The sequence below is a fragment of the Flavobacterium sp. KH_001 genome (assembly GCF_057840745.1).
Map to the genome: position 1 here is coordinate 224,127 of NZ_CM174520.1, position 22,372 is coordinate 246,498.

Here is a 22,372-nt window from a genome sequence, read left to right on the forward strand (position 1 = left end):
AATCTTTTTTTGAGGGTTGCTGATCCAGTACAACCTACTGAAGCAGTTGGCAACAAATTATATTTGAGCCGTAGTTGCGAATAATCAGCTTTACAACCCAACATAGTGCGATTGATCTCCAAACATTATATAAAACCTCTTAAAGCTTTAGAGAGAAAATTTTATTCAAATTTTCATGTCCTTTTTTATGAAAAGTCAATTTTTCAACTTTGCGCAATTAACATTTAAAAATAAAATTATATGAATTCGCAAGAAATTAAAAACAAAATTGACTCCATATCTTATTATCAAAACCGTTACATAAAAAGTAATGCGCTTAATCTTTGTGATGAAATCATTAAAAGTAAACTTTTGACAAAATATGGAAAAAGTGTGGTGGGGAAAATCAAAACTGAGATCGAAAAAATTGAAGATCCATGGTTGTGGAATGACCAGCCTAACTTTACAGGTTTATGCAATATTCAAAAGAAGATAAATGAAATTCATAACATACTGGAGTAAAAATCTTGCCTACAAGGAGTTTGGCTAAATTGCAGCTAATCCGACTAATAGAAAATTCAGTTTTCAAAATAAATTTTATCTTTATCAGAAAAACTCGGTCCCATTCTTGCTGAAATTCTTCAAACCTCGGGACGTTGATGAAAAGCTTCAAAAAAAATTATAGAAAAAATGGCAAATAACAGAGATGATTTCAAAAAAGTAACTATTGAGGTTCTACCAAAAAGAGTTGGATATTTATGTTCCAATCCTAATTGTAGAAAATTAACAGTTGGGGCAAATCAAGTTTCAGAAAAAGCTACTTCAATTGGTATTGCTGCACATATAACTGCAGCTTCAAGTGGAGGACCAAGATATGATGAAAATTTATCAACCGAACAAAGAACGCATATAGATAATGCTATTTGGCTTTGTAGTAATTGCGCAACGCTAATTGACAAAGACGAAAAAAAATATACAATTGAAATATTAGAAAATTGGAAAAAAAATGCAGAAGAAGAAAGTGTAAAAAAACTGAATGGAGAAATTCAAAATAAAAAAGTCGAAGCCCCTTTCCTTGAAGCTGATTTAATTTGGAAAAATGGTGGTCGTTATAATCAAGGTTATAGTACTAAAAATCCTAAAGAAGAAATAGATGGAAGAGTAGTTTACAATGTAAGTAATCACCCAATCATTTATTGGGAAATTGAATGGAGATTTAATTTTACAATTTACAACAATTCAAGTTTCCCTGCTTTTAATGTAAGTGTCGAAAGTGTTGGAAAAGAACACTTTACCGATATAGATAAATTAAGTAAAGTAAATAACATTCCACCTTTTCAAAATATTGATTTAACCGCAAAATATTCTTTATTTTACGAAGGAATAAGTACTGAAGCAGATGAAATAATGAAGCATAGAATTCCTGAAAAATTTAATAATCTTGTATTGAGAATAAAATATTTTGATGAAAGCAGAAATGAACATATTACAAATTTAAGGATTGTAAATGGAGAATTAATTAACGAAAAATTCATCCCCTAAGAACACGTTTATATGATTACCAGTTTTCGACAATTGGTATTTTTTTAAACAAAAAGCATAATCTTCCAAAAAAGAAGTCCGTCTACTTTGACGCTGTCCAGCAATTTTACAAAACGAAATTTGTACGTCAATATTAATCATCCACAACATCATTATTTTGCCAAAAAACAATTGGTGTTTTTGGATACAGAGATTCAACCCAAACATTTATTACACATTTGTGGTCTCAGCTAGGCCAGTTCTCACCTATCACTTTAATTTTTAAATTACTGAGTTGGCGTAATCTATCAATTTCTTCGTTTTTAGAACTACTACTAATTAAATCAAACCAGTCCTTCATACTTATCATAATAATATTTAAATCATTGAGTACAGATTGATCATTGAAGAGACGAGAAAAGACTATGTAATACACATTTCGTACATCCTTAATATTAAGGTAATTTTTATTTGCATAACCAACAGATAAAAGAATAACAACCTTTAACTCGTCATTGAAAATTTCTATTGAATTGTGGCCGCTTATTACATTCAAGTTTTCATGTTCCCTACCACAAACTAAATAAACCAGGGAAGAAGCAAATTCATCACTTTTAAGTAACCAATGCAATATCTGATGCTCTTTTATCTCATAAACTAAATCAGCCATAACTCATAACTTTAATGATCTTTATAAAAACTAATAATGCAAATAAAGCAATACTTACTGCCATAGCACGTCGGTACAAAATATTTGAACATATCAAAACGACATTGTTCACCTAATAGTTTTTAATATCAATTCGTATTATAACACATAAGTAGATTTATCAATTACATGTTACATTTTAATAATCTGCGTGGTATTTAAATTCTAAGTAAATACCACAATTGTAAATTACATTGGCACTCTTTACAAAGAAAAAAGTATTACAGTCTAAAAATAAAACATTATTTAATTTGATCTAGGTTTATTAGTTGCATATTTACTCTGTCATTAATTGGCAGACAAATAAATTATCTTTGAAAATAAAAACCAACGCAGTATGTCCAAATTAATATATTTCAAAAGGTATCTTTATATCATTGATCGCTTAAGGAGCCACCCTTGCAGCTTTAAAGATTTAAAAAATCATGTCATACGAAAACTAGAAAATGAGGACATTGATACTAGTTTTGAATATTCCATAAGGACATTTGAACGCGACAAAAAAGATATTATAGAACTCTTTGGAATTGTAATTAATTACAACCGGAAATGCAAAAGCTATTTTATTGATGAAGAAGAAATACAAGATCAGTCAGTAACGAGAATAATAGATGCCTTTTCAATATATCATGCTTTGCAAGAAGGAGATAAGTTATCGCCAAGTGTTTTTCTAGAAAAGAGAAAATCATCAGGAACCGAAAATATTCACGGTTTAATTCACGCTATACAAAATCTATATGTTTTGCGATTTACTCATCAAAAACATTGGGACGATTTTACTACACAACGTGAGGTTTATCCAATTGCTATTAAAGAATCTCACCAACGATGGTATTTGATTGCTTTTGACAAAAAAGACGAAAAAATAAAAACTTTTGGGCTAGATCGGATCTCAAATTTAAATATTTTAGACAGCAGATTCAAACCAATCAAATATAATATGGAAAAGGAATTCGAACATGCGTTCGGAGTTGAAACCTATTCTTCTGCTGAAAAAATTGTTTTAGAATTTACTATTCAACAAGGAAATTACATAAAAACTTTTCCGCTACACACATCTCAACAAATTGTAGCAGAAACGGATAGTACTATAATATTTGAAATTTTTATGCATCCTACAAATGATATAATAATGGAAATATTAAAATACGGAGCAGATGTAAAAGTTGTCTCACCAGTTAGACTTCAAAATGAGATAAAAAATAGAATTTTCAAAATGACAAATCTGTACATATAATTTAAATCAACTTAGCTAACTTGTGCTTTAAAAACATTATTACATTAAACAATATGATCGAAAATACAGCCGAAGAAAAAATAAATATATCAACAATAAAAAATCTGCTCGAAAATGTTTCTGTTATTCAAAACAAGTATGATGATATAGCCGAAATTACAGGAGAAAAATTTAATGTTTTTTCAGTATTGAACTTAACAAGCAATGAGGTACGAACCCATTCTGCATTTATCGGAGAGTTATTAAACACAAGAGGTTCACATGGATTAAAAGATATTCCTTTGAAGCTTTTCATAAAAATGCTAGAAGAAAAATTTATTCCAATTGAAGTCGATGAGTCTGAAAATTTACTTGATCTAGATAGATTTAAATTTAATACCGAAACTGCAGTCACAATAGTTGAAAAAAACATTAACAAATTAAATGAAGATAAGACCGAGGGCGGACGTATTGATATTATTATTGAAGACAAGAATAAAATAAATGCCCTTATTATTGAAAATAAAATTTATGCAAGAGAACAAGAAAATCAATTGATAAGATATTATAATTATTGTAAGGAATATTTTCTAAAGGAAGCGCCTATTTTATACTTGACATTGAATGGAAGCTCGCCGACTTCTGGAATAGGCCTTATTGAAAGACAGCATTATTTTAATATTTCTTATAAAGAAGATATTATAAACTGGTTAGAACTTTGTATAAAAGAAGCATCTGACAAACCAATGCTTCGAGAAGTAATAAAACAATACATTTATTTAATTAAAAAATTAACCGGACAAACACTAAATAAAAAAATGGGTGAAGAAATACAAAATTTAATTTTAAAAAATTATTTATCTGCTGAACAAATCGTCAAAGAGTTTGAAAAAATAAAATATAAAATTACAGGAAGCATTAGAGCCCGAATAACAGAGATTTTAATTTTAGAGCTGGGTTCAAAATATAACGTAACTACACGTAATAAGATTGGAGACACAAATTCTGGAATATGGCTAGAATTAAAAGATTATCAAAATTTAGGAATCTATTTTGGAATAGAACCATTCAGCGGTAAAGGAAATGTACGCAACGAATTATTTTTTGGAATTTTAAACTTAAATGACAGACACAAAAGCATTTTTGAAAATCACAATTTTAAGTGTTTCAGATGGTGGAGAGATGTCGACTTTTTTGACAACCTTGAAGATTTTAAAAATAACCGAATTAATTTTAGTGATTCAGAATTTATAAACTTTTTAGGCAAAAGCCCTTCAAATCAGCATGAACTAATAGAAAAAATAGCTAAACGAATGATAGAATTTGTAAATTCTAAAGAGAGTTCTCTAATAAATGTATGTAATGAAATAATCTCGAAAAACAATAACTAAGTTCGCTTTCGATTTCTCAAACATTTTATGAAATTTTAATATTTAAAAATTCCAATTAATAATCTTGCTATTTTAAGCACTAATAAAGTTTGTAGAATATGAAGATAAAAAATCACAATAAAATTTATGAATAACATCAATAACCTACTGCAGCAGGTTTCAATTATTTCAAGAAAATATGATGAAATAGCAAAAATTACTGGAGAAAATTTTAACATCTTTTCAGTGATGAATATGGAACATGACGAGGTGTATACGCATTCTGCAATTATAGGTGAATTACTTAATCCTAACGGTTCTCACGGACAAGGAGCTCTTTTTCTGGATTTATTTGTGAGCCATCTTAGAGAAAGTTTTAATAATGAGGAACATAAAATAGAATTAGATTATTTTGGTAAACTCATAAATGACAAAATTTGTGAAAGAACTATAAGTATAGGAAACAATTGGGACACAGTTACTGGAGGAAGAATTGATCTTATTGTTGAAGACAGTAAACAAATACTAATCATTGAAAATAAAATATATGCTGTTGACCAGCCATATCAGTTAATAAGATATAAAAACTATGCTGATACAAAAAAATCTAAAAATTCATTTTTATTTTACCTAACATTAGATGGTAAAGATCTAAATGAACATGAAGAGCCATATTACATTCAAGATAATATTAAAATAATTGGGGCAAATTTCAAATTTGACAAAAAGAGTGAATATGAAAATTACAAAATAGAAAGTAATGGAGTAAGCAATATTCATCACTGTTTATATTATCCAATTTCGTTTAAAAAAGACATTAAGAATTGGATTGAAAAATGTCTTGAAAAGACACATTCTCTGCCAATAATAAGAGAAACATTAGTCCAGTATTTAAATCTAATCAAAAAATTAACCAACCAAACAACCAATAACATTAAGACAATGGAAATTCTGGAAATTTTAAAAAATAACGTTTTGCAAAGTTTTGAAATATCACGAAGTATCGAACCTTTAAAGTCTAAATTATATTATGACTTTTTCGAAGACATAACTCAATTCGCAAATAAAAAAGGAATTTCTGTAGATTCAAGCGATCTAAAAAGTACAACATATTTTGGATTATATCTAATTCCAAAAGAGTGGAATTCAAAACCATATAAAATTGCCATAAAGTTTGATACTGATCATGGAGTTAATTATTCGGGTCTGTATGTGGCCATAAATTTTAACGAAAATATTTCTGATATTGAAAAAAAAATAATTCAAGAAAAATTTGACAAAATCATCCCAAAGTTCGAGATCAACCAATCAAATATATGGAGAGATGCATCAAGTAGAGATTGGGGTAATAATCCCGAAATTTGGGAAGACATTGCTAAAGGAGAAAATGGTAATATTTATAAAGAAATAATAGCTAACATTGAAGAAATTATTGATATCGAAAAATCTTAGAACGCCCAAAACAGGGCAAAGAAGTTTTTTACAAATGATTTTCTACACTTACAAAATGACACTCTTACTAAGTGTCATTTTTCATACAACATAATTTCACTCTGTCACATTTTGACATATGCTATATATTTCTTTGCTACATGGAAAAGCCGAAAACCAAATTAGAGTAGGCAAAATTTAAAGCAACTATTATGTCACAAATGATTAACAAGGGCGATGAATTAATTAGGATCAACCCTACTAACAGCAATAAGATTGAATACTCAACAACCTCCGGCAGGTCATGGCATGTAAGATATTCTGGGTCTTCATATGGCAATTTTCAAGATTTAACAGATAATGGTAAAGAAATACTAGCAAGTACTTCAAAAGGTCTTTACTATTCAACTACAAACGGAAGAAGTTGGCACAAGAGAAGCTAAATAATTTTACAATCATCAATCGCGACACACTTTGACAGTGTGTCGCTTTATTTTTACTCAATCACCATTAAAACATTTTTACGATGATTCAAAATTATGATCAGTTACTTATTTGCATCAAAAAAATCGATAAGAGAATCCTGTTATTAAAGACAGAAAAATATAATCATATTTATAATCTAAACTTCGGAAAAGCAAAAGAAATCTTAGCTCAGCAACAACTTTTAGAACTGCAAGTTTTAAATTATATAGGATTCTATGAAGAAAACATAAGAAACAAGCATTTGGAAAAAAAATTATATAGCATGGAATTGTGTTCTTTAAAAAAATCATATCAAACTAAAACGATTGCAGGTGATTTGATCCATTGTTTAAAGCAACTTATAATAAATTATGATGAACTAAAAAATGATTTATGGATTTTTTCAGCATTGAATTTAAATCATGCTTTAGCAATAAAAGGAAAGATCAATAAAACAATATTTACCATTGAGGGAATTTATTTTGAATTAGCTAATGTAATACTACTTTCAAATGCAAAAATTTATGAGAAACAAAAAATAAATTATAATTTGATAATAATTTTTTTTAATGACTATTATACATCACAAATAGAAGAATTACAAGAAAAATTAAGATCTGGAAAATCAGCATCAAAATTCATTCAATCAATTAAAAAACTTGTAAATCCAGTTACATTAAAAATGACTAAATTCGAATTAGAAAATAAAAAAGAAACAGAAGAAACTACAACGCAACTCAGATCACTAATAGCTACAAAAGAACGTTATGAAAAGCTAAGTGAAACTCTTTACAACACAATCTTTAACTAGTTCATAATAAAATAGTTATCCTGCATTCAATTATAAAATTTATAATTACTTTTATTTATAAAATGTTGACAAATGGAAACTACTAAACTGAATAGAAAAGAATTATATGACTTAGTTTGGTCAACACCTATTTCAAAAATATTAGACCAATATGCATTATCAAATGATGGATTTAAAAAAATTTGTAAAGCCCATGAGGTTCCGCTACCACCAAATGGATATTGGTCAAAATTAAAACATAATAAGCCTTTCAAAAAAGAATACCTAAATTTAGAGTATAATGGAGAGAATGAAATTAAACTTACAATTCGTAAAGAAGGCAGCATTGTAAATATTGATCAAACTCCACTTACGATTTTAACCAAACAAATTTTGAGTGACAAGAATGCACCTCTAAAAACATCCGAAAAACTTACTAAACCAGACAACTTAATATCTCAAACTAGAGAATATAAAACAAAAGGGCATTATAATCATGATAACTACCGTACAAGTAAAATAGATTTATTATCAATATACGGAGTTGAAAAAGAAAATTTCAACCGCGCGTTGATAATTATGGACATGTTCGTAAAGCTACTCAAACATCGAGGGCATTCATTTAAAAGAGACATTAACGGTGATGGCCCTCATATTATAATCAAAGAAATTTCATTTCCTTTTAGTATGAGGGAAGCACAGAAAAGGATTCCTCCTGAAAAGGGATCATATGGTTCAACTTATCTTCCTAGTGGAATACTAGTTTTAAAAATTGGAGAAAGTTTCAGAGCCCAAGAATGGAGAGATGGAACAGTCAAGCTAGAGAATCAGCTAGCAAAAATAGTAGCAAAACTCGAAATCGACGCCGACAAAGAAATTATTCGAAAGGAAGAATCTCGAATATATTGGCTGAAATATGAAGAAGAAAAAGAGCGAAAAAATCAAATAAAAAAACAAAAAGATGAGGAAATTCAAAAATTTAATAAACTTGTCGAACTTTCCAAACAATACAATCAGTCATTATTAATTAGAGAATATATCAAAGCGGAACATCAACATGCCATTTCAAAAAACAATTTAACAGATGAGAAATTAGAGTGGATCAAATGGGCCACAGATAAAGCAGATTGGTTGGATCCTCTTATTAATAAAAGAGACGAAAAACTAGATCCTGAATAACTTAAAAAGCAACAATAAAGGTTTCGACTTGAGCCGAAACCTTTATAAAAACTATGCGCCCGCTCCCAACGTTTGAATAACTCCAACTGTCCAAATTATTGGCTTCCATAATATTACAAAACCGATGATGGATAATATTGAAAATACGGCCCAAAAAGAAAAGCCATAGGCTAACGTAAAATCCCGGAAGTAGCTCAAAAGAAAATAATAAACCCCGAATGGAATTGCAACAAATGCAACAATTATCCATGCAATGCATTTTATAAAAAATGCTACAATATTTAATAATACTTGAAATAACATAAACTTTTATTTTGTGACTTGCGTCTGATTAAAAATTAATTAATTTAAAAAACATGTATCTTAGCTTTTATAATTCGAGGAAGAAGTATCATCATCTAAAGCTGTTATTAAACCAGTAACCAATAGAGATATACCAGCACTTATTATTCCTGCTGTTTTAGGATTTTTCCCTGAATAATTAGCAATCGCAACTCCGGCTGCCACACTTGTACTCAAAATGGTACTTAGACTACTAAAGTCTAATTCACTGTCTTTCTTTTTAAATAAATTTTTCATAATACTTGTTTTAAAATTTCGGAGCTAAATTATTGCTCAAACGCGACAATTAGTGTCGCTTATTATTTATTTGAAAAAAGCAACAAGCGACACCTTATGTCGTTTTTGTTTTTTAACTTTGAAATATCAAAAAAAGAAAATGGAAGAAAATCAAACGCACCTGAATTCACCACAAGTATATCGCACTAAAATACTAGTTGAATTATTAAGAAAACACCAATCAATGCATCGTGACCTTCTTATAAAAGAAATATCTGTTAAGGAAAAAAAGAATCTATCAGTACGTACAATACAACGATATGTAAAAACATTAAATGAAGATTATGGTATTGTTATTACACTTAATAAAGGGAATACGCACTATTATTTAGACGAAGAGAAATCTGCTAACGTCGAATCTTTTTTAAGCCACATTGAAATTCTATCAACAGCTGAACTAATTAAGTCCAGCTTTAACGAAACAAATAATGCATTAGCTTTCGTTGAATTTGAAAACAAAGCTACCATTTCCTCAATTCCAAATTTCAAAGTTATTTTGGAAGCTATTCATCAAGCCTTACCTATTAGTTTTGGGCACTATAGTTTTTACCACTTGAAAGAGGAAAATTATACATTGAAACCATATTTTTTAAAGCAATATCAAAATCGCTGGTACGTTATTGGTGAAACTGAGAAAGGGTATCGCACTTTTGGAATTGATCGATTAAAAGACATTACAGTAGGCACTAAAAAATTTAAGCAAAAAACTGAAGAAGCCATAGATAAATTTAGAAATGTAATCGGTCTAAATTATGTTGATCATAAAATGGAAAAGATACAACTGTCTTTCCACATTTCACAAAAACCATATATTGTCTCGCTACCTTTACATCATTCTCAAAAGGAAATCAACACCGATAACGAAAACAATTTTGATATTGAGCTAAGTATTCATCCCAATTTTGAGTTCCGACAACAGGTTTTGAAATATGGAAGTTTGGTTAAGATCGTAGAACCTAAATGGTTGGCGGAGGAGATTAAGGAGGAGTTGAAGAAGGGGTTTGAGAATTATCAAAACAAATCATGAGTTTGCTCTGTTGAACCTTTTTAGTTAATGATTAAATTTTTATTTTCATCTAAAAAATCGTCAAAAAGCTTCCGTGCTTTTTCTTTTGCCTCATTTTTGATGAAAAATTCAAATGTCAAAAAAGGCTGATTTAATTCTGACTTAAAATCCTTCCCTCCTAGTGAATTTAATATTTCAATGATACAATCGTCCACTAATGCTACTTCGTGTTCATTATACAACAAAGTAAAATTAAAAGTCATTCGACTAAATGTTTTAGGATATTTTTCAGATAATTTTTCTCTAATGTTTTGATTGTCCAAATCTGTTCGGTATAGCAAAGTCATTTCGTAATTAACCAAATTTTCTAGATGTCTATTTCTAATCTCATTTAATTTTGAATAGATTTGTTCCTTCTCCTTTTGCTTAAATTTAAGTTTAGATTGCTCGTCTTTAACCAAAAAAACTTTAATTCTTTTTGATTTTTCTCTTGAAAATATTCTAAAAACAAATAAACCAAAAGCAACAAATACAATAATTATCACAATGTTTCTCATAATTACATAAAATTTATTTTACTTTTAATACCAGCAATCAAAGTTTCTAATTCCTTTTCTTGAACTTTAAGAGCATTATATTTTGATTGCTCGACTTGCATTCTCTCTTCAATATCTTTACCATTTTTATTCTTCAGAATTTCAATTTCTTTCTCTTTCTCTTCTAATTTATTATTGTTTTCATCTTGTATTTGTCTAAAAATTTCAGATATATCGTAATTCAAATCAGTAAAAAAATTCCTTTCAACATTATTAAATTTTATAGACATAGGATTAAGTGTTTCCGAAACAAACTTTTGCAGAGCTTCTTCTCCCCTCTGTATATCTCTCGTTTTGTTAGATTTAAAAACATCTTTAAATTTTCTCCAAAAATTAATATTTTTACTATAATCTGTTTTTAAACTATTTGAAGCTGTTTCTAACTCATCTTTTAAATTTCCTATTTTCGAATTAATGAAACTTCTACACTTGATTTCAATTTTATCTTTAATAAAATCAGAATTTAAATACTCTAATTGAAGATTACTTGTATCAAAAATACGTTGCAAACCTTTTGAAAAATCATTGGTAAAAGTCTTTATTTGTTCTTTTAAATTATTAATACCATTTCTTAACTTCTCTTCAATAACGTTTGCTGCATACTTCTCTAAATCATCTAAAGACATCCCCTCTAAACGCTTCATAATGATATTTAATGCTGCTTTGATTTCAGCAGATATCTTGATGTTATTTGAGGATTCGTCGAAATGATTTTTAATTCTATCTTCAATATTTTCTAAACTTGCGCTGATAAATTTTATATCCTTCCTTATTTGTATCTCTTTCTTTTCCAATTCCTTTTTATCAGATTTAATCAACTCAAGACTCTTTTTGCAACTATCAATATCTTCTTTAATTTCTAGTAAGGGCTCGCTAAAAAGCGTAGTTAGATATTGCTGATGTGTTTCAATCATATTAGAATCTTTGTTGGCAATCAATTTTCTTTCAATTGCCGATTCTAAATTAGAGAATTGTATATGACAATATTCAAAATCAATTCGGTTTTCCAACTTTTCATACTCTTCTTCCATTGCAGGGGTAAATGGCAAACTATTTTTATCCATTTTATCCAACATTACTGCTAGTTGACATACAGGAAAAACTGTATCTTGGCCTGGAATTAAATTGTATTTTTTATTCCATTCACCATTCACCATATCATCAATTGTATCTGTCAATCTATCTTCTCCATTTATAGTGTCAGATTTTGTCAGTGGAAACAGGCGATGGTTGGGAGAAATGTGTAACATGTAATCTTTTACAAAATCTACATCAACAGCATTCATAGCTGCACCAGCATAACTACAGTAAAGAACCGCATTCGCTTTTCCAATCCAATCTTTTACAACTTTATCACGCATTTGATTTGGTGAATTCATACCAGGCGTATCTACAACAATTAAGTTTTTTACATAACTAGAATTTGTTTTTAATGTTAGCGTATTAACAAAAGGAGTAAAAACACCATTTTTACCAACAAAATCAATCAACTCTTTTAGGTTTTTTCCTGTAATATTTTTTTCAGAAAGCAACTCTTCATAGCTTGAATAACCTCTATTTTGTAAATTTTCGAGAGACGTGTTCAGTAGTTTATTGAATTCACTCTCGCTTTCAGTTCCTTTAATTGAATTCCTCAATTGAACAAATTCATTTGAAGTATATAAAGTTGCTTCATATGATGGTTCCTCTCCATAAGTTATAAAGGTAATCTTTGCCGTTAACTCAGTATCATCGGCCGGAAGGATATTATTACCAAAAATCAAAGCATTGAGTAGAGTGCTCTTCCCTGCTTTCATCTGACCAGCGACGGCCAAGATAAATTGATCCTTAAGCAACGAACTTTTCTTTTCTAGCAATTCTGATTTTAAATTTTCATCTACAAATTTCGAATCTTCCTTTTCTAGCATTTCATATATCTCCAAGAAGTATTCTTTTTGTTTAGTATATTCGTGTAGCATATTTTCTAGCGTAGTATTTTTGTATAAATGTTATTATACTTCTGATATAAATTTTTGTAATCAAGCAGAATATATTCGTAAAAAGCAGAATATATATTTGTATTTAAAAAAAAGGTTGTTTTATTCATAGCTTTTTCAACATCATTAAATACAAGCAATTGCTGCGAAAAAAAATCTTTGACGTAAAATAATTCTATCACCTTTTCATTTAACGAATAATTAAACTTTTCCTTAACTATCTTCCGAAATATCTTAAAGGTCGAAGAATATAATTTCATAAAAGAATCTAAAATTTCATGATGATCTTTTTCACAATTCATATTGCTGAATACTCCAATATTATTATTTATAAAAGTTTTAGAAATTGCTTTTTGTTCTTCATTAAATGATGCCAGTTTTGGCTCAAAATTAGAGTACCATAACTCGTCCATTTGTTTTTTTATCTTATTTGAGATATGAGTTATATTTTCCTTTCTCTTTTGGTAAGCTGCAAATTCCCTCTCAAAGCTTTTATTAGAAATTTCATTGTTGTTAGTTCCAAATTCTTTTAACATTTCCTGCACCTCAAAACGTTCAGAAATTTTTCCAATTTCATTATCCTGATCTACATTGTGAAAAAAATGTAACTGATTATCATTCTCATGAAAATGAAACTTCAATCCCCCTCTTCTTCCCAATGAACTTGTGAACTTCAACTCCCAATTATCTTGATAAGATAAGCTTTGGTTGTTAACACTTATTTTAACCAGATCAATTACTTCATCAATAGTTTCCTCCTTTTTAGATGAATACAAAATCACATCCTTAATCAAATGTCCTAGATCTTTTTTAATATCATTTAAAATTTTTTGTCTACCAGTTGAACCTTTTCTATCAGCTTTGTTTAAAATCACATAGATATCAACTGAATTTTTGGTTTCTCTTTTTAACTTAATAATTCTTTCCTTTTGATCTTTAGTAATTGTCCCAATATCGATATCCATCAACCAAAATAATACATCAGCTTCTTTTGTTATTACCTCTTCAGTAACGACATCGTCACCTCCAATATTTCCATTACAAACATCATCACCTCTTTGAAAACCTGGCGTATCCAGTAATGAAATATCACGTACAAAACTCCAGGGGCCTTCTACAAAAAATTGTGCTCCTCTTCTTAATGTTTTTTCTGTACCATGCTGTACCATCACTTCATAATCCTTCGCTGATATCTCTTTTTTATAACCTACATCATCAATCAAGTAAAAAGCTTTATGATGGGCAAAATTAAAAGTGGTAATAGAAGAAGTTGTAGATTTGTCAGCAACAGGGCAAATGTCATCTTGAATCAATGAATTAATAAAAGTTGATTTTCCAGCACTAAAATTTCCCACCACAGCCACTCTAACTTTCTGATGACTGTCGGAAACCATTATGGCTTTTTTAAGCATTACTCTTGCATCTTCTTCTAAACTTTTAATCAGATTTCGGTCTCTTCTCCAAAAAAGCTCATCAGGAAAATCATTCTCAACATCATTATAAAGGACAATATCGTTCAAAAATAGATTTACAAGATTCATGTCTATTTCTCTAACCTTATTTTCCTTTTTCATTTGCGGAGATATAATCTTATTAAGATCCATATATTTTAGTTGAGTCTAATTAGTTCTTCTTCAATTTTTGATTTTAAATTCTCCACTTCACTTTTACCCTTTTTCTTATTTTCAAAAGCAAGAGCGAGATTGTTATTATGAATTTTTAATTTCACGCCTATTTCAATAAAAACCGTTTCAATTTGACTTTCAATTGATATTAAAGTCTGGTTACAAATCTTTCTTCCTAATTCAGATAAACTAACATCTAGATTTGATCCTATCTGTCTTTTAGCTAATAATGCACCTACGTGCTCTATAGGATTCGCTTCTTTTGCTTTTTCTGCTAGACCCATAAGAAAATCTAAGGCCATCTTTTTTGCTCCTTGCTTTAGAATTGTCTTTACTCCATTTTTTGCAGCTTCTTTAGTAACTGTTTCTGTCACCGTCTTTCCGGCTAGCTGAAGAGTCTCAGCACCAACAGTTTCTACTGTATTCGCCGCAAGAGTTACCCCTCCTGTTGCTAAAGCAATAGTTAGGGAAGTAGCAATCCCTGTAATCATTTCTTTCTTTTTAATAATAGAATTTACAGTAGAAGACAATTCACTAATGTCAATATTCACACTATTAGGTTCAACAATTGTATGTTCTTTGAAAAATCTTTCGACGCTTGCACTTATAATATTATTTATTTGTTGAGTGTATGTACTGTATAATTTATTCAAAATTTCCTCATTGGGGGTAACATTTGAACACTCAAATTGTATTTTTGAATTAAAATTCTGGTTTGTAGATTTTATTTCATCAAATAAAATCTCTTCAAATTTTGCCAATTTTTTCTTTAAATCACTTTTTTGGACATTTAATGACTCAATATCTGATTCCAATTTCACACGTTCAATTTTAAACTGGCTGTCGTCAAAAGAAAGCTTGTTTTTTAGATCTTTCAAAGCATTTATTATCTTACTTTTTAAAGCTTCCTCTTGTTTTTTTAAACGAAAATTAATCATTTCTTTTTTGCGAGAATTGATAGAAATATCAAACAAATTAAAAAGACTTTCGATTGCATTACTATTTCCATCATCTAAAACTTCCTTAGAAGAAAACGGTATAATACGATTATCCATATCATTGACCTTTAAATAGTGATTAATATCATTTTTAAATCCGTCAATTATTTTATTCATCGACTCGGCTGTTTTTTGATCAGATCTTGTGAGTACAAATAAAATTTTATCTTTGATTAACTCGATTTCTGGTCTTTCCAAAAATGATTTTAAACTTGAATTTAGAGAACCTGTATTGCAATCTATACAGATTAATACCCCGTCCAATTTTGGCAGTAATCCATATGTTATATCAATATCAGATTGATCCAGAGAACTAATGCCTGGGGTATCAATAAAAACATATCCTTTATTTAGAAAATCATTACTATTAACCGATACTATCGCTTCACCTGACCGATTTCCTTTCGCAATGTCTTGGTATTCTAGTAAAGAAATTCTTTCTTCTGAATCATCTTCTTTAATTTCAAAGTATTCAATTTCATTTTCTTGATTCACATCTGCTTTCAAGTACGTAACTGATTTGGTAGTTGGCTTATCCATTGCTGGAAGTAGTTTTTTTCCTAAAATACTATTTAACAATGATGATTTTCCTGAACTAAATTCCCCTAAAACTCCAATAAAAATATTTTCAACAATTTCAGCTGATTGTAAATCATTTTTTAATTCATTAATTTCATATAAATTAATGATTCTTTCCAATTCTTTATTCATAATTTTCAAATTATATATAGCTCTCAAAAATAAAATTACAAACCGTCAATTCTTGTCGTTGACTTTTATTTTACCAAATTACTAATTATCTTTTCATTCTCTCATCTGCTTTTATCAAATGGGCAACAGCCAACACCACCAAGTGTCTTTTCAACATATAAATCACTAAATAGTGTTATTTAGTCTCCACCCCTTTATTAAGGCTGCCTTTTGCATTAATGTTTGGTTTTTGGCAAAAATTAAATCTATTGCTAAGCGGCTTATACAATCGGTTATGGTCAATCATACGATATTATCGTTTAAGTTACCTTTTGTGATATTTATTTTGCTAAAATAGAATAATTATTTCTTTATAATTAATCATCGAATTAACATAATTAAAAGATTTATTCGTAAAAGAAGGCAGAAAAAACAAATTAAAAAGAACCAATTTGATTAAAAAATACTCCAAAGAAATGTAAACAAACTTGTAATTATCTTTGGAAAGATAGTTCGTACATTAAATATTTAATCACAAAAAGTGGAGTAAAAGAGAAAGGAGGTTTACTTTCAAATTGGACCTCATTCTTTTGCTAGTATGTCAAAATAATCTTGTAATCTTTAAGCTATTAATAATTAGATCGAAAGAAACAATATCAATTAAAATAGCCAAATATTTATAATAAAGCTCAAGTGAGGAATGTAAGTGAGGAAAAGCCGAAAAACAGCACGAAACCTATTTTTTGCAAAAAAATTAAAACGCTATAAATAAACAACTTACACAATAACAGGCATCAAATTTCAATTTTCATAACCCTGAGGTCACGGGTTCAACTCCCGTCCTCGCTACAAAAAACAAACCCTTAAACATCAAATGTTTAGGGGTTTTTTTATTAGAATTAATTTCTTACTATATAAAAAATTACAGTAAATAATTAAGCTATAACTCTAAATAATTAAATATCTTTAATACTTTTTAGTGGCATGCTAGAAAAATTAGCATTCCCTAATTTTTATATTAGAAAAAAAATCTAAAAGTTAACACGTTATAAATATGGACATAGTTAAGTTTAAAATCACATCAAAAACTATAAAAGTAGAAGTACGTAATTCTAATAATTATGTTTTTAATTTTAATACTGCTTTAGACATTGCAAAAGAAGACAAAGATGTTTTATTAAAATTATACAATGCATTGGATATTCTTTTTAAGAAAGAAACTCCAACTGAGGTAAAAAACTACATTTCGCCCAACCAAACTAATATATTAGATCAGATTTCGGCTGTTGACAATTTAGAACAGGAGGAATAAAATGTTCTGATCTGGAACAACTTTTCGGCCTTCCCAGCATTTAAACGTATTTTAGTTATTTTTGTGTAAATACAAATTCCACTAGATGAAGCGTTCAGGAACGGCAGATCTCCCATTACATTATGGCCATGTTCCATTATGGCTGGCCGAACGAATGTCTAAACTTGGTTTTGCCATTGTAGAAACGATTGCCCTTGAATTTTCGACTTCAGAAGTTGTAAGCAAACTAAGTAATCCTTTTTGGTTTCAAAGTTTTGGGGCCGTAATGGGAATGGATTGGCATTCTTCCGGAATTACAACCTCAGTACTTGGGGCTTTAAAAAAATCTGTCAATCCACATTCAAAAGAACTCGGAATCTACATCTGCGGAGGCAAAGGCAAACATTCTATGTTAACACCACAGGAACTTTTATTTGTTGGTGAGAAAACAGGCCTTGACGGTCATAATCTTGCGAATTGCAGCAGACTTACAGCCAAAGTAGATAATACTGCTATTCAGGATGGATTTCAATTGTATCAGCATAATTTTATTGTGGACAACAAAGGTCAATGGGCCGTTATTCAGCAAGGAATGAATCCTAATTCTCAAACTGCAAGAAGATATCATTGGCACTCGAAAGATTTAAAATCTTTTATAAATGAGCCCCACACCTTTATTTATGGCGAAAGTCAAGGTACAATCTTAAATCTTACCGCTCAGGCAGCAACAAAATCCAGAGAAGGTATTTTAGAATTAGCTAAAGAATCTCCAACAAAAATCATGAAAGAAATGCAGAATCTTTCCATGCCAGCGCATCATGATGTTAGAATGGAAGATGTGAATATGAAAAGACTCGGAGCAATGCTTTGGACAACACACGAAAATAAGCCGGAAGATTTTCAGGAATTATTACTTTTAAAAGGAATGGGACCAAGAGCTTTGCAATCATTAGCATTAGTTAGTGAAATAATATACGGAACTCCTACCCGATTTGAAGATCCTGCACGTTTCTCGTTCGCTCATGGCGGAAAAGACGGACATCCTTTTCCTGTTCCGGTAAAAATCTATGATGAAACCATTGACACTTTACAAAGAGCCATTAATCGTGCTAAAATAGGCAATACTGATAAAATAGAAGCGATTCGGAAATTATCTGAAATCTCAAGAAAAGCCGAAGAAAGTTTTACGCCCAACTCCAACTTTGACGCCTTAATTCAAAGAGAAAGAAATGAATCCTATAAATATGGTGGCAAAACTGTTTTTGGAGACGCTAAACCTCCTAAAAGTAAACCAGCAAATCCGAATAATCAATTAGAGTTATTTTAAGTAAATTATGAATTCGAAACTTCATTATAATTGCTTTATCTCCAATAACAGTTCACAAAACCAGTGATTTCAGCAATCTTAAAACAATTTACTTTTGAATAAAATTAGCTTTATATTAGCGATAACAAAAACATAAATATCCTAAAGTATGAAAGTTAAAAAAATAATTGCTTTAATAATATTTCTTTTAATCTCAAAATTAAACGCACAGGTAAGTGGAAATTCTGCTCAAAAAAATTATCAGCGAAATCAAATTGGAATTTTAGAACCACAAAAATTATTTATAACGGACAGTACTTTTATTGTTCAGGCTAATATTTTAAAAAATGTTATTGCAGATAATTACGTAGCAGTTTTTGGAGTAAGTGAAAAGGCAAATTCATTGAAAGAAAGCAACGAAAATATTAATAAACGAATTACCAGTTTTATTTCAGATCTAGTAAAAATGGGTATTAATAAAAATGATATTTACGTTGACATGACAACTCAAACCAGAATTTACGATTACAAAATACAAGAAGAAGTTGCGACACAATATATCAATGGATTTGAAATAAAGAAAAATGTCATTTTGAAATTCAAAAAAATAGCTGATTTAGATAAAATGGTTATTTGTGCCTCAAATTATGCTATTTACGACTTAATCAAAGTAGATTATCTGGTTTCCAACGAAGAAGAAGTTTATTCAAACCTATTTGAAATTGCGAAAAGCACTATTGAGAAAAAGAAAAATTTATATGTTTCGGCAACAAACGTGAAATTGGATACTTCCTCACAAATTTTTGGAGAAAAATTTCATAGTCAATCACCTCAAGAATCCTATAACAGTTACACTTCGAATCTTAGCTCAACATACACAAATGACAACACCTATAACAAAAGATTAGATTTAGTAAAAACACCAACTTATTATTATGATAAACTGAATTACTCGGGCTTTGACAAAATTATAAATCCGGTAGTAACAGAACCTGTTGTTGAATATGTTTTATCGCTTCAAATTAAATTCAAAATTTTGAAATGAAAATAACAAGTATACTATTATTCGTACTGTTATTAAATTTTTCTGTTTTTTCTCAAAGCAAAACCAATTTAAAGTTTAGTCCACTAATTGCAATTGGTAAAGTTATTAAAGCAACAGAAATTGCTAAAATTCAGTCCAAAAATGAATTAAAAGGAAAAAACTTTTTCATTAAAGATTGGGTAGATAAAACAAACACATTACGAAAAGCATTGTTTTATAAAAATGACTCGATATATACAATTTATGAATTGCCTAATCTTTATGATGGCAGTGGACAATATGGTTTTTTCGAACTTTCTGATAATGCAAAATTTATACTATACACCACACAATACAGTTATGGCTCTAGAGGTCATTCTGAAGGCAGTTCGGATTTTAATATAATAGATTTAGAAAATTTAAGTTCTCTCTCGATCAAAGCACGTTTAGCAACAGAGTCCTGGGAAGATAAAAAACAACCTGTTTTATCTCAATGTAATTCAGAAATTAGCACAAAAGGAAATACGGTTTTAGTTAAAACAAAAAAGACAAAAAATAGCAGTTACAAAGAATATTTCGAAGAAGACTGTTTACTAAGTGGCAACTATAAAATTTCAGAAGGAGAACTAATACAACTAAAATAACAAGATATGCCAAATCAATTCGAAGATACAATCAAAAAAGCCTACTCAGCTTTTAACGAAAGAAACATTGACAATGCTCTTTCAACAATGCAACCAGATGTACAATGGTCAAAAGCATGGGAAGGCGGCTACATTTCCGGGCATGATGAAATTAAACAATATTGGACCAGACAATGGACAGAAATCAATCCGAAAGTAGAGCCGACAAGTTTCGAGGAGAGAGAAAACGGGAGTTTAGAAGTTAAGGTACATCAAAATGTAAAAGACTTGCAAGGCAATTTAATATTTGACGGATTAGTAAAACATATTTATACTTTTCAGGATGGATTAATAAAAACAATGGATATTGAGCTGGTTGAAAATAATTAATTAGAAAAATAAAAAACATGTCAATAAAACAAGATTCAGAATTAATTGGAATGAAAAAAGCCAGTGAAGCCGTTGCCTATACTTTAAAAGCAATGAGCGAATTTGCTAAACCTGGTATGACAACAAAGGAGTTAGACGAATATGGAGGAAAAATCCTTACTGATTTAGGCGCAAAATCAGCACCTTATTTAACTTATGGTTTTCCGGGATGGACTTGTATCAGCGTAGATAATGAATTTTGTCACGGTATTCCATCTGAAAGAAGAATACTAAAAGAAGGAGATTTAATTAACATTGATGTTTCTGCAGAATTGGATGGTTTTTGGTCAGATAATGGAGGCTCATTTGTTATAGGTGAAGATAAAAACGGACACCAAAAACTGGTTGATGCTTCAAAAGATATTTTACAAAAAGCCATAAACAACATAAAAGGCGGAGTGAAAATTGCTGAAATAGGATATCTTATAGAGACAGAAGCAAAAAAAAGAGGTTACAAAGTAATAAAAAATTTAGGTGGTCATGGAATTGGCAGAAGTCTGCACGAACAACCAGACGAATTACTAAATTATAAAAATCGCTTTGACCAAAGACGTTTTAAGAAGAACTCGGTTGTGGCAATTGAAACCTTCATCTCGACAACTTCATCTCAGGCAGTAGAACTTAAGGATGGCTGGACAATGGTTGGCAACAAGGGTGGTTTTATGGCACAGCACGAACATACAATTGTGGTTACTGAAGGTAAACCGATCATATTAACTGAAAGAAATGGAATTTGGAATTAAAAAAGCGTTTCTAAACATTATATATAAATTCCTCTTAAAAGAAAAACACCTACATTACTAACAATCAATAACTTACAATTGAAAAAGCAATAAATGTTTTTCTTCGGCATGCTTTTTGTTTTTCGTATCTTTAATAATAATTTAAAAAATTGAAATCATGAAATCATTAAAATATTTATTTCTAGGATTGTCACTTTTGGCAATTAATTTTTCAAACGCTCAGGTTAATGTAAACGTTAACATAGGTACGCCGCCACTATGGGGACCAGTTGGTTATAATGATGCACGTTATTATTACCTACCAGATCTTCAAACTTATTATGATGTAAGCACATCTAATTATATTTACATCAATAATGGAAAATGGATAAGAGCGAGAACACTTCCATCTGTTTACAGAAATTATGACCTTTACAACGAGTATAAAGTGGTATTAACAGATTATAGAGGAAATTCTCCTTATGATAATTTTAAAAATCATAAAGTAAAATATGGAAAAGGTTACAAAGGAAAACCTCAAAAAACAATTGGTCAAAAACCGGGTAACGGAAATAACAAACAAGGACACGATAACGGAAACCATGGAAATGGAAACGGGAACGGCAAAGGAAACAATGGTAAAGGAAACGGAAAACATTAAAAACTAAGAGGCTTTAAACAGCCTCTTTTTTATTGCTCAATTTATTCCAAATTCTATATTCTTCAAAAAGACAAGATTGCAAAAAGCACGTTAAAATCCATATCTAATAGCAGTTTTTCCACATAAAAAAATACATTTGTCAAAATG

22 protein-coding genes are annotated in these 22,372 nt (G+C 29.6%); 15 read left to right on the forward strand and 7 right to left on the reverse strand.

Annotation, left to right across the window (positions count from 1 at the left end):
• The first annotated feature begins 240 nt into the window (after positions 1-240).
• Together AC3ITQ_RS01015 and AC3ITQ_RS01020 are read left to right on the forward strand one after the other, a co-directional pair.
• The gene (locus AC3ITQ_RS01015; RefSeq protein ID WP_489236450.1) at positions 241-501 is read left to right on the forward strand and encodes a hypothetical protein; all 261 of its coding nucleotides are present in this window, start codon (positions 241-243) and stop codon (positions 499-501) included.
• A gap of 168 nt (positions 502-669) precedes the next feature.
• Positions 670-1,521 carry a hypothetical protein gene (locus AC3ITQ_RS01020; RefSeq protein WP_489236451.1) on the forward strand — a complete coding sequence of 284 codons (852 nt, stop codon included), beginning with the start codon at positions 670-672 and terminating at the stop codon, positions 1,519-1,521.
• A 226-nt stretch (positions 1,522-1,747) separates the two neighbouring features.
• Here AC3ITQ_RS01020 and AC3ITQ_RS01025 read toward each other — a convergent pair whose 3' ends face one another.
• Complete coding sequence (locus AC3ITQ_RS01025; RefSeq protein ID WP_489236452.1) at positions 1,748-2,170, reverse strand: hypothetical protein; 423 nt, start codon at positions 2,168-2,170, stop codon at positions 1,748-1,750.
• 376 nt (positions 2,171-2,546) lie between these two features.
• Here AC3ITQ_RS01025 and AC3ITQ_RS01030 point away from each other — a divergent pair, with 376 nt between their 5' ends.
• The 5 genes from AC3ITQ_RS01030 to AC3ITQ_RS01050 all read left to right on the forward strand — a co-directional run bounded on the left by AC3ITQ_RS01030 (position 2,547) and on the right by AC3ITQ_RS01050 (position 8,660).
• Positions 2,547-3,446, forward strand: a complete 900-nt coding sequence (locus tag AC3ITQ_RS01030) for a helix-turn-helix transcriptional regulator (protein ID WP_489236453.1) — start codon at positions 2,547-2,549, stop codon at positions 3,444-3,446.
• A gap of 53 nt (positions 3,447-3,499) precedes the next feature.
• Positions 3,500-4,816, forward strand: coding sequence for a PDDEXK-like family protein (locus AC3ITQ_RS01035; RefSeq protein WP_489236454.1), 1,317 nt, complete (start codon positions 3,500-3,502; stop codon positions 4,814-4,816).
• 126 nt (positions 4,817-4,942) lie between these two features.
• A complete protein-coding gene (locus tag AC3ITQ_RS01040) occupies positions 4,943-6,247 on the forward strand; it encodes a PDDEXK-like family protein (RefSeq protein WP_489236455.1) in 1,305 nt (434 codons plus the stop codon).
• Between the two features lie 505 nt (positions 6,248-6,752).
• Positions 6,753-7,502 (forward strand): hypothetical protein, encoded by a 750-nt coding sequence (locus AC3ITQ_RS01045; RefSeq protein WP_489236456.1) that lies wholly within the window; start codon positions 6,753-6,755, stop codon positions 7,500-7,502.
• A 72-nt stretch (positions 7,503-7,574) separates the two neighbouring features.
• Positions 7,575-8,660, forward strand: coding sequence for a hypothetical protein (locus AC3ITQ_RS01050; protein WP_489236457.1), 1,086 nt, complete (start codon positions 7,575-7,577; stop codon positions 8,658-8,660).
• A gap of 51 nt (positions 8,661-8,711) precedes the next feature.
• On the opposite strand, the gene AC3ITQ_RS01055 is transcribed toward AC3ITQ_RS01050, so the two are convergent.
• The gene (locus AC3ITQ_RS01055) at positions 8,712-8,963 is read right to left on the reverse strand and encodes a hypothetical protein (RefSeq protein ID WP_489236458.1); all 252 of its coding nucleotides are present in this window, start codon (positions 8,961-8,963) and stop codon (positions 8,712-8,714) included.
• 60 nt (positions 8,964-9,023) lie between these two features.
• Positions 9,024-9,239 (reverse strand): hypothetical protein, encoded by a 216-nt coding sequence (locus AC3ITQ_RS01060; RefSeq protein ID WP_489236459.1) that lies wholly within the window; start codon positions 9,237-9,239, stop codon positions 9,024-9,026.
• 139 nt (positions 9,240-9,378) lie between these two features.
• Between AC3ITQ_RS01060 and AC3ITQ_RS01065 the strand changes: the two genes are divergently transcribed.
• Complete coding sequence (locus tag AC3ITQ_RS01065) at positions 9,379-10,305, forward strand: helix-turn-helix transcriptional regulator (RefSeq protein WP_489236460.1); 927 nt, start codon at positions 9,379-9,381, stop codon at positions 10,303-10,305.
• A gap of 20 nt (positions 10,306-10,325) precedes the next feature.
• Here the strand turns inward: AC3ITQ_RS01065 and AC3ITQ_RS01070 are convergent, their stop codons facing one another.
• From AC3ITQ_RS01070 to AC3ITQ_RS01085, 4 genes are read right to left on the reverse strand one after another with little or no spacing between them, the layout of a single operon-like run.
• Positions 10,326-10,829 carry a hypothetical protein gene (locus tag AC3ITQ_RS01070; RefSeq protein WP_489236461.1) on the reverse strand — a complete coding sequence of 168 codons (504 nt, stop codon included), beginning with the start codon at positions 10,827-10,829 and terminating at the stop codon, positions 10,326-10,328.
• 14 nt (positions 10,830-10,843) lie between these two features.
• Complete coding sequence (locus AC3ITQ_RS01075) at positions 10,844-12,802, reverse strand: dynamin family protein (RefSeq protein WP_489236462.1); 1,959 nt, start codon at positions 12,800-12,802, stop codon at positions 10,844-10,846.
• Positions 12,803-12,843: 41 nt separating this feature from the next.
• Positions 12,844-14,460, reverse strand: a complete 1,617-nt coding sequence (locus AC3ITQ_RS01080) for a dynamin family protein (RefSeq protein WP_489236463.1) — start codon at positions 14,458-14,460, stop codon at positions 12,844-12,846.
• A 5-nt stretch (positions 14,461-14,465) separates the two neighbouring features.
• On the reverse strand, positions 14,466-16,190 hold the full coding sequence (locus AC3ITQ_RS01085; RefSeq protein ID WP_489236464.1) for a dynamin family protein: 1,725 nt from the start codon (positions 16,188-16,190) through the stop codon (positions 14,466-14,468).
• Positions 16,191-17,223: 1,033 nt separating this feature from the next.
• On the opposite strand from AC3ITQ_RS01085, the gene AC3ITQ_RS01090 reads away from it, so the two are divergent.
• The 7 genes from AC3ITQ_RS01090 to AC3ITQ_RS01120 all read left to right on the forward strand — a co-directional run bounded on the left by AC3ITQ_RS01090 (position 17,224) and on the right by AC3ITQ_RS01120 (position 22,225).
• The gene (locus tag AC3ITQ_RS01090; protein WP_489236465.1) at positions 17,224-17,481 is read left to right on the forward strand and encodes a hypothetical protein; all 258 of its coding nucleotides are present in this window, start codon (positions 17,224-17,226) and stop codon (positions 17,479-17,481) included.
• 85 nt (positions 17,482-17,566) lie between these two features.
• The gene (locus tag AC3ITQ_RS01095; protein ID WP_489236466.1) at positions 17,567-18,787 is read left to right on the forward strand and encodes a DUF763 domain-containing protein; all 1,221 of its coding nucleotides are present in this window, start codon (positions 17,567-17,569) and stop codon (positions 18,785-18,787) included.
• Between the two features lie 148 nt (positions 18,788-18,935).
• The gene (locus tag AC3ITQ_RS01100) at positions 18,936-19,811 is read left to right on the forward strand and encodes an SIMPL domain-containing protein (RefSeq protein ID WP_489236467.1); all 876 of its coding nucleotides are present in this window, start codon (positions 18,936-18,938) and stop codon (positions 19,809-19,811) included.
• On the forward strand, positions 19,808-20,434 hold the full coding sequence (locus tag AC3ITQ_RS01105) for a hypothetical protein (protein WP_489236468.1): 627 nt from the start codon (positions 19,808-19,810) through the stop codon (positions 20,432-20,434). The genes AC3ITQ_RS01100 and AC3ITQ_RS01105 overlap by 4 nt, the downstream gene beginning before the upstream one ends.
• A 6-nt stretch (positions 20,435-20,440) precedes the next feature.
• Complete coding sequence (locus AC3ITQ_RS01110; protein WP_489236469.1) at positions 20,441-20,803, forward strand: nuclear transport factor 2 family protein; 363 nt, start codon at positions 20,441-20,443, stop codon at positions 20,801-20,803.
• Positions 20,804-20,820: 17 nt separating this feature from the next.
• Positions 20,821-21,585 carry a type I methionyl aminopeptidase gene (map, locus tag AC3ITQ_RS01115; RefSeq protein ID WP_489236470.1) on the forward strand — a complete coding sequence of 255 codons (765 nt, stop codon included), beginning with the start codon at positions 20,821-20,823 and terminating at the stop codon, positions 21,583-21,585.
• A gap of 157 nt (positions 21,586-21,742) precedes the next feature.
• Positions 21,743-22,225 (forward strand): hypothetical protein, encoded by a 483-nt coding sequence (locus tag AC3ITQ_RS01120; protein WP_489236471.1) that lies wholly within the window; start codon positions 21,743-21,745, stop codon positions 22,223-22,225.
• Positions 22,226-22,372 lie beyond the last annotated feature (147 nt).